This window comes from Porticoccus sp. (genome assembly GCF_041592135.1).
In the GTDB taxonomy this organism is placed as follows: Bacteria; Pseudomonadota; Gammaproteobacteria; order Pseudomonadales; family Porticoccaceae; genus Porticoccus.
This window is the reverse complement of the sequence record NZ_JBFHQR010000110.1, coordinates 1-8,562: the sequence shown is the minus strand read 5'-3', so window position 1 is coordinate 8,562 and position 8,562 is coordinate 1. Positions and strand designations below refer to the sequence as shown.

7 protein-coding genes are annotated in these 8,562 nt (G+C 60.1%); 5 read left to right on the top strand and 2 right to left on the bottom strand.

What is annotated here, in order from left to right; all coding sequences use genetic code 11:
* The first annotated feature begins 196 nt into the window (after nucleotides 1–196).
* The 5 genes from ABY948_RS09670 to pepN all read left to right on the top strand — a co-directional run bounded on the left by ABY948_RS09670 (nucleotide 197) and on the right by pepN (nucleotide 5,789).
* A complete protein-coding gene (locus ABY948_RS09670) occupies nucleotides 197–1,093 on the top strand; it encodes an NAD(+) kinase (protein WP_461482326.1) in 897 nt (298 codons plus the stop codon).
* A gap of 5 nt (nucleotides 1,094–1,098) precedes the next feature.
* The gene (locus ABY948_RS09665) at nucleotides 1,099–1,965 is read left to right on the top strand and encodes a rhomboid family intramembrane serine protease (RefSeq protein ID WP_461482325.1); all 867 of its coding nucleotides are present in this window, start codon (nucleotides 1,099–1,101) and stop codon (nucleotides 1,963–1,965) included.
* Between the two features lie 84 nt (nucleotides 1,966–2,049).
* Nucleotides 2,050–2,319 (top strand): YeaC family protein, encoded by a 270-nt coding sequence (locus tag ABY948_RS09660; protein ID WP_461482324.1) that lies wholly within the window; start codon nucleotides 2,050–2,052, stop codon nucleotides 2,317–2,319.
* 3 nt (nucleotides 2,320–2,322) lie between these two features.
* A complete protein-coding gene (locus tag ABY948_RS09655) occupies nucleotides 2,323–3,147 on the top strand; it encodes a DUF2797 domain-containing protein (RefSeq protein ID WP_461482323.1) in 825 nt (274 codons plus the stop codon).
* A gap of 8 nt (nucleotides 3,148–3,155) precedes the next feature.
* On the top strand, nucleotides 3,156–5,789 hold the full coding sequence (pepN, locus tag ABY948_RS09650) for an aminopeptidase N (RefSeq protein ID WP_461482327.1): 2,634 nt from the start codon (nucleotides 3,156–3,158) through the stop codon (nucleotides 5,787–5,789).
* Nucleotides 5,790–6,029: 240 nt separating this feature from the next.
* On the opposite strand, the gene ABY948_RS09645 is transcribed toward pepN, so the two are convergent.
* Both ABY948_RS09645 and ABY948_RS09640 read right to left on the bottom strand, forming a co-directional pair.
* The gene (locus tag ABY948_RS09645; RefSeq protein ID WP_461482322.1) at nucleotides 6,030–6,848 is read right to left on the bottom strand and encodes a ParA family protein; all 819 of its coding nucleotides are present in this window, start codon (nucleotides 6,846–6,848) and stop codon (nucleotides 6,030–6,032) included.
* Between the two features lie 286 nt (nucleotides 6,849–7,134).
* Nucleotides 7,135–8,562: BatD family protein (locus ABY948_RS09640; RefSeq protein WP_461482321.1), on the bottom strand; the 1,428-nt coding region annotated here is incomplete at its 5' end.

Here is an 8,562-nt window from a genome sequence, read left to right as displayed (position 1 = left end):
CGGATTGGGCAGCTCTTAATGGAAAACATAAATAACTATAAATCAGTTAGATATATTGTCTATATGATGTAATTTGGAGGTTTTACGTGGAGCTTTCAGCAGTTCGAAAGCTGCTGTTATGGATTGCGCAGGAGATGTTCCGGCCGACGCTATATAATGCAGGGACATTTTCCCCTGGGACACATCCGATAACCCCATGACTGATTTCAAGCGCATTGCCCTGGTGGCCAATATCGAATTGCCGGAGATCGGCGATTCCGTCAAACGCCTGATCAACTTCCTGGCCGAGGCCGGTTACAGCCTGTTGCTGGAGGCCAATACCGCGCGCATTGTTGGCAACAGCGAGCTGCCGGTGTTCGAGTGCGGCAAGCTGGATGTGCCGCTGGATCTGGTGATTGTGGTCGGTGGCGACGGCAGCATGCTCAGTGCCGCGCGCAGTCTGGTCAACCACAATGTGCCGCTGCTGGGTGTCAACCGCGGCCGCCTCGGCTTTCTCACCGACATTCTCCCCGGCGAGATGGAAGCACAGGTCAAGCGCGTGCTGTCCGGTGAATTTATTATCTCCAGCCGCTTCCTGCTGGAGGTTTCCATCAGCCGTGCGAATCATGTGATTGGCAGCGGCGCCGCCCTCAATGATGTGGTGCTGCACCCCGGCAAGTCGGTGCGGATGATGGAGTTTGAACTCTATATCGACGACCAGTTCGTCTACAGCCAGCGTTCCGACGGCCTGATTGTGTCGACCCCCACCGGTTCCACCGCGTATGCCCTGTCTGGCGGTGGGCCGATCATGCACCCCAATCTGGATGCCATTGGACTGGTGCCCATGAACCCCCACACCCTGACCAGTCGGCCGATTGTGGTGGGTGGCAACAGCGATATCGAAATCCGCGTCGGCTCCCGCAACGAGCTGCATCCGCTGGTCACCTGTGACGGCCAGAATGATTTGCAGTCCGAGCCCGGCGATATCATCCGCATCCACAAAAAGGCCCAGCCGATCCAGTTGATTCATCCGGTGGGGCACAACTTCTACGAAACCTGTCGTACCAAGCTGGGCTGGGGTAGCCGTCTGGGTGCCGCTGATCGGGAGGGCTGAGCGCGATGAGCGAGCCGCATCCCGAATGGGTTCAGGTGGCGGATATTCCCGCCCGCTATGACCTGACCGATTTCTACCAGGCGCTGGACGCACGGGGTATCGCCTATCGCCTGCAGCGGCAGGGTGACATGGTTGAACTCTGGGTGGGGGCATCGGAGGACGTTCGCGCGGTGGTGCGGATGCTGGAAGATTTCAGCCTGCACCATCCGCCGCCGCCACTGCCTGGCAGCCAACAGCTCGGTTTCCAGGAGCAGGCCCGGAAAATGCCGGTGGTGGTGGTATTGCTGTTGCTCAGTATTGTGGGAACCGCGATTGTCGACTGGGGCTTTCCACTGATTCACTGGTTCACTTTCCAGGACTTCGAGCTGATCGGCGACAACATCCAGTTCGCCACCGCCGATCAGGCCATGGCCAGTGGGCAATACTGGCGCCTGATCACCCCCATCTTCCTCCATTTTGGTATCTTCCACGTGGCCTTTAACGGCGTGTGGATGTGGGAGCTGGGGCGCCGTATTGAGCCGCTGGCGGGCAGCGTGCCGATGCTGGTGATCGTGCTGCTGATGGCCGTGTCGTCGAACCTGGGACAGTACCTGTGGAGTGGCCCCGCGCTGTTCGGCGGCATGTCCGGAGTGGTCTACGGCCTGCTCGGCTATATCTGGATACGCAACAAAGTGGCGCCCAGGCCGATACTGGCGCTGCCGCCTGGACTGTTGGGCTTTTTGCTGTTCTGGCTGCTGGCGGGCATGACCGGTCTGATCGATATGCTGATGTCCGGCAGTATCGCCAATGCCGCCCACGGCGTGGGACTGTTGAGCGGCATGTTGCTGGGCGGTTGGGCGGGCTTCACCGAGTCCGGCCGCAGCCGCAAGTAATTGTTATAATCTCCCTTGTTTGTACCACTATCCCCCGATTTGGCCGATCCAGACATTGGCCATTTTTGCACACCGAGGAATTCCATGGATTTTCAGCAGCTGATCGATGCCATCACCCCCGACATATACGAAAACCTGAAGCTTGCGGTTGAAACCGGCAAGTGGCCCGACGGCTCGCGGCTGACGGCGGAACAGCGGGAAAACAGCATGCAGGCCATCATTGCCTATGACGCCCGCCACAAGGCGGCGGAGGAGCGGGTGGGTTACATACCGCCGAAGGTGAAGGCCGAACCCTGCGCCAGTAAACAGCACAGCCACGGCGATGACCCGCAACCCGTTAAATGGCGGGGCTGAGCGGTGCCCAGTTATGCCGGACACCTGCAGAAAATGCCGGTGGCGCTGGCCGCTCCGGTGCAGTATCAGCTGCCACTCGACGAGGCGCGTCTGCCGCTCAATGAGTTGATCGGCAACCCCATCCGCATCCAGTACACCGGCACCATCCACTGTATTCACTGCGGCCGCCGCAGCAACAAGAGCTTCAACCAGGGCTACTGTTACCCCTGTTTCACCCGGTTGGCCCAGTGCGACAGCTGCATTGTCAGCCCGGAAAAATGTCATTATTTCGAGGGCACCTGCCGGGAACCGGAGTGGGGCGACAGTCACTGTATGGTCGACCATATCGTCTATCTGGCCAATTCCTCCGGGGTCAAGGTGGGCATTACCCGGGAAAGCCAGCTGCCCACCCGCTGGATCGACCAGGGGGCCGTGCAGGCGCTGCCGATCATGCGGGTCAAAACCCGCCAGCAGTCCGGCCTGGTGGAAGACCTGTTGCGCCAGCATGTGGCGGACAAGACCAACTGGCGCACCATGCTCAAGGGTGATATCGAGCCGGTGGATCTGCCGAGCATTCGCGACGGGTTGTTTGAACGCTGTGACGCAGCGCTCACCGCACTGGAGGCCCGCTTTGGTATACAGGCCCTGCAGCGGCTGGAAGACGGTGGATTGGTCGATATCGATTACCCGGTATTGTCCCATCCCGCCAAGGTGACCAGCCTGAATATGGACAAAGACCCGGTTGTTGAGGGCACCCTGTTGGGTATCAAGGGTCAGTACCTGATTCTCGACAGCGGGGTGATCAACATCCGCAAATACACCGCCTATCACGTGGAAGTAGCAATCTGACCATGGCCATGAGAGATGCCCAACCGGGCAATATTTACCTGAAAGACTACGAGGTGCCGCGCTTTCTGATCGACAAAACCGAGCTGCGGGTGGAAATTGGCGAGGGCGACACCACGGTGCTGGCCAATCTGGAGATGCGCCGCAACCCGGCCAGCCCCTACCGGGGCAAAAGCCTGGTGCTGCACGGGGTGCAGTTGTCCCTGCAACAGCTGGCCATCGACGGCAGGGCGCTGGCGGCCCCGGAGTATGCGGTCAGCGCTGACGAGCTGCTGATTCACCAGGTGCCGGACAAATTTACCCTGACCACGGAAGTGCTGATTCGCCCAAGGGAAAACACCTCCCTGGAGGGGCTGTTCAAATCCCGCACCATGTTCTGCACCCAGTGCGAGGCCGAGGGTTTCCGCAAGATCACCTATTACCTGGATCGCCCGGATGTGATGTCGGAGTTCACCACCACGGTGGTGGCCAGCAAGGCGGAGTGCCCGGTGCTGTTGTCCAACGGCAACCTGCAGGATTGGGGCGAATTGCCGGATGGCCGCCACTGGGCCACCTGGCACGATCCCTTTGTGAAACCCGCCTACCTGTTTGCGTTGGTGGCGGGCAACCTGTCACTGGTGGAGGACAGCTTCACCACCTGCAGTGGTCGCCAGGTCGCCCTCAAGCTGTATGTGGAAGAGAAGGACGTCGACAAGTGCGGTCACGCCATGACCTCCCTGAAAAACGCCATGGCCTGGGACGAGCAGGTGTACGGTCGGGAATACGACCTGGACCTGTATATGATCGTGGCGGTGGACGATTTCAACATGGGCGCCATGGAGAACAAGGGGCTCAATATCTTCAACACCTCCTGCGTGCTGGCCCATCCTTCGACCACCACGGACGACGGCTTCAAGCGGGTGGAGGCGGTGGTGGCCCACGAGTACTTCCACAACTGGTCCGGCAACCGCGTCACCTGTCGGGACTGGTTCCAGCTGAGCCTGAAAGAGGGTTTCACGGTGTTCCGGGACTCGGAGTTTTCCGCGGACATGGGGTCGCGCACGGTGAAGCGGGTTGAAGATGTCAACATGCTGCGCACCGTGCAGTTTGCCGAGGACGGCGGTCCCACCGCTCACCCGGTGCAGCCGGCGTCCTATATGGAGATCTCCAACTTCTACACCGCCACCATCTACGAGAAGGGCGCGGAAGTGGTGCGGATGATTCACACCCTGCTGGGTGAGGAACTGTTTCGCCGCGGTACCGACCTGTACTTCGAGCGCCACGACGGCCAGGCGGTGACCATTGAGGATTTCATCGCCGCCATGGCGGATGTCAGCGAGCGGGATTTCAGCCAGTTTATGAACTGGTACCGCCAGGCGGGCACCCCGCGTCTGTCGGTGACCGGTGAATACGATGCCGCCCAGCAGCAATTCAGGCTGCACTTCAGCCAGAGCTGTCCGGCGACACCGGAATGCCAGGAAAAACAGCCCTACCTGATCCCGGTGACGGTGGGGCTGGTGACCGCCCAGGGCGATCTGCCGCTGGACGCCAAAGGCGCCACCAGTCGGGTATTGGAGATTGGCGAAGCGCAACAGACCCTGGTGTTCGAGAACATCTCGGCACAGCCGGTGCCCTCGCTGCTGCGCGGTTTCTCCGCGCCGGTGAAACTGGATTACCCCTACAGCCTGGATGAACTGGGCTTCCTGATGGCCCACGACAGCGATGGCTTCAACCGCTGGAATGCCGGGCAGCAGTTGTCGATCAAGCTGATGCAGGCGCTGATGGTGGATTACCGCGAGGGCCGGCCACTGGCGCTGGATCCGCGTCTGGTGGATGCCTTCGCCAAAGTACTGACGGAAACCGCTACCGATCAGGCCATGCAGGCACTGGTGTTGATGTTGCCGAGCGAATTCCTGCTGGCAGAGCTGGCGGAGGTGATCGATGTGGAGGCCATTCACCAGGTGCGGCGCTTTATGTGCCGGGAACTGGGGCGGCAACTGATGCCGCATTGGCGTGAGGCTTATCTGGCCAACCGCGAAGCGCGCTACGAGCTATCCGGTCCGGCCATGGCCAAACGCAGCCTGAAGAACCTGTCCCTGCGCTACCTGTTGAACGGTGCCGCCGAGGATTCCCTGACCCTGATCCGCAGCCAGTTCCTGGAGGCGGACAACATGACCGACCGCCTCTCGGCCCTGAACGGGCTGGTCAATGACCCCCGCCAGGAAGCGGTGGCCATCGCCGCGGAGGCGCTGGACAGGTTTTTCAATGACTGGCAGCACGAACCGCTGGTATTGAATCAGTGGTTCCAGACCCAGGCGGCCTGTGTGCTCCCCGGCGGCCTGGAGCGGGTGAAAGCGCTGATGGAACACCCGGCCTTTGACTTCCACAACCCCAACAAGGTGCGCTCGCTGATCGGCGTGTTCTGCAACAGCAATCCGGTGAATTTCCACCGGGAGGACGGCGAGGGATACCGCTTCCTGGCGGACAACATTATCGCCCTGGACAAGCTCAACCCGCAGATTGCCTCACGGCAGCTCACCCCGCTGACCAAGTGGCGGCGCTACAACCTGGAACGCCAGCAACAGATGCGCGAGCAATTGGCGCGGGTGCTGGCGGAACCCGGACTGTCCCGGGACACCTATGAAATTGCCTCGAAAAGCCTGTGAGTCTGTTGTGAGTAGGAGGGCTGGGGGCGTGATATCGGGAAAAGTAGCAAAAAGCGTGATTGCAGTTGATCGTGGTCAATGTGGCGGCGATTGCGAAGCGCAATAATGGCCCCGTTGACACGCCGAAGGGTGTGAAGACGATGAGTGACATCTACCCTCTATCTCAAGGGTTACTATTAAGGAGAGCAATGCTCTCCTTTTTTTTGCCTGCGAAACGGCTGTTGAGGGGCGAAAAGCCCCTTACACCGTTTCCGGGGCTGTCTTTTTACCGGCCGCTTTTTTTACCACTTTTTGCTCACCGCTGATCAGCTGGTGTAACGCTACAAACTGCTGGGTCAGCGAGTGGCTGGGGGCGAAATGGATCAGCGGCTTGCAGGCCTGGTGGGACTCGCGCATTTTCACGGACTGGCTCAGGTACACCGGCAGCACCGGATGCTGTTCGTTGATCAGTTCCTGAATGATCTGTGTCGGCAGGTTCGCCCGCGGCTGAAACTGGTTGGCGATAATGCCTTCCACTTCCAGGTTTTCATTGTGGTCTTCGCGCATTTCGCCGATCACTTCGAGGATGTTGTACAGGGCGTGGCGGGAAAACGCATCGCAGTCAAAGGGGATCAGCACCCGGTCGGCACAGACCAGCGCGGAGGTGGTGTAGAAATTCAGCGCCGGTGCCGTGTCGATAAAGACCTGGTCAAAATCCTTGTCCAGCTTGCCGAGCAGGTCGCGCAGCTTGTAGATCTTGTGGCGGGATTCCAGTTTCTGTTCGATGGCTTCCAGCTCGGGATCGGAGGCGATCACCGACAGGTTTTCATAGGGGGTGGGGATGACGAAATCCGCCGGCTTCTTGGGGGACAGGTTGAACGACACGGTCTGGGAAAAATAGTCGGCGATGGTGAGTTCGGGTTTGCAGTCCTGGCCCAGCAGGTAGTGGGTGGAGTTGCCCTGGGGGTCGAGGTCAACCACCAGTGTTCTTTTGCCATGGCTGGCGCAAATGGCAGCCAGGTTACAGGTGATGCTGGATTTGCCTACGCCACCTTTTTGGTTGAAGACGACTCGACGCATAGTCTGATTCCTTGCATGGCTGAGGAGGGGAGCTGTGGGAGAAATTGAAACATACTGGGGCCTGTAAACAGCGCTCTGGATGGAGAAGCTGAAATCCATTCTACTGGATGCATTCACCACTGGCGAGGGCCGCCGTCGGATAAAAGTAGGATAAAAAATGACCACAGCCCCGCGGCCGGTGTGAGAAACAGCGGCAGGGGTAAATGTGCACAATATGGGGTCGGTTTCGGTTGTTAATGCCCATTTTCAGGCATTTTCCAGCCAGCCAGTCCGTTAGCTCAGCCCATTAGGGTTTTTTCCTGCCGCCGTAGAGCGGGGCCAGGGTGGTGCCCTTGTCGGGTTTGTCTGAACGGTGCTGTTTGCGCAACTGTTTGATGTGCTCGCAGAGGGTGTCGAGATTCACCTTGCCCGACAGGTCGGGGCTGTACAGGGCCCGATCCAGGGCCTCCAGATCGCTGGAAAACTGATGGTTGTCTGCGGCTTCGGCAACATCCAGCAGCGTCAACAGCGGTTGCTGCCAGAAAGCCCCGGCCCACAGCAACAGCGCTTCGCGGAAGCTGCGCAGGTTGCCGTCTTTGGCGCAGTGAAGCAGCGTCTTGAACAGCGCTGACTCCCGCTCACCGCCCTCGCCGGGCGACGCAGGGGGCACTGCGCGCCGATCGCGGCTGTTGCGCCACAGCAGGAACAGCACCGCGACCGCCAGCAACAGCAACAGATTGGTGGCGATCAATAACCAGACCAGCAGGCTGGCCCGCCCGTTGTCAGTGGTGGCGATCGGTCCCGTTGTGGTGGTGGAATCCACCGTCGCTGCGGGCAGTGATGGGCGCGGCGCGGGCGCGGCCGTGACGCCGGCGGCGGGTTCGATCTTGAGGGTATGCCCCTTCAGTACGGTTTTCCTGACTTGCTGGCTGGCCGTGTCCCACCAGCGCACCGTGATTGCAGGCAGGGTGATGATGCCATCCCGGGAGGGCACGATGGCGACGGACTCAATCCGTGAGCCGATGATGCCGTTGCCGTCGACGCTATTGTCGAGTTGGGGCTGATCGGGGTAGACCTTGAAACCGTCGCCGGAATCGATGGCCAGCGGTGGCAGCTGGCTGTCCATCAGCCCCTGGGCGGAAAGATTGATGGTGCGGGTGACGGGTTCACCGGCCACCAGCTCATTCAGCGGGCGACTCCAGCGTTCACTGATACTGACGCCTTTGGCGGGCAGCCAGTCACCGGAGCCGAAACTGGCTGGTCGCGGTTTGACGTCGATGTGTTGTTCTTCGGAGAGCAGGAATACCGGTTTGCCGCGGTGGCCAAACAGCGACCCGGCGAAGGGGTCGCGGCGGTCCGGAACCAACGCGTTGAAGCGCACCGGAGGGATCACCAGCTCGCCGCTGGCCTCCGGGAACAGGGCGTATTTCAGTTCCACCACCTGGTAGACCATGCCGTTATCGCGCTTCTGGTACTGGTTTTCAGAGACTTTCACCAGGGAGGCATTGTTGACCAGCAACTCTTCGCTGCTGAGTCCCTGCAGGGGCACCGAGGTGTTGAGACGCAGTGTCAGCAGCAGTTGTTCCTGCACATACACCGAGGATTTATCCAGCTCTGTCTCCAGAAAGACCGGTTCCGAGCCGCTGCTGGCGGTTGTGCGCTTTTCCACCTGCAGGGCGATGGGTTCGCTCGCAACCCCTTTGAACTGCAGGGCGGGAATCAGCACCTTTCCGGT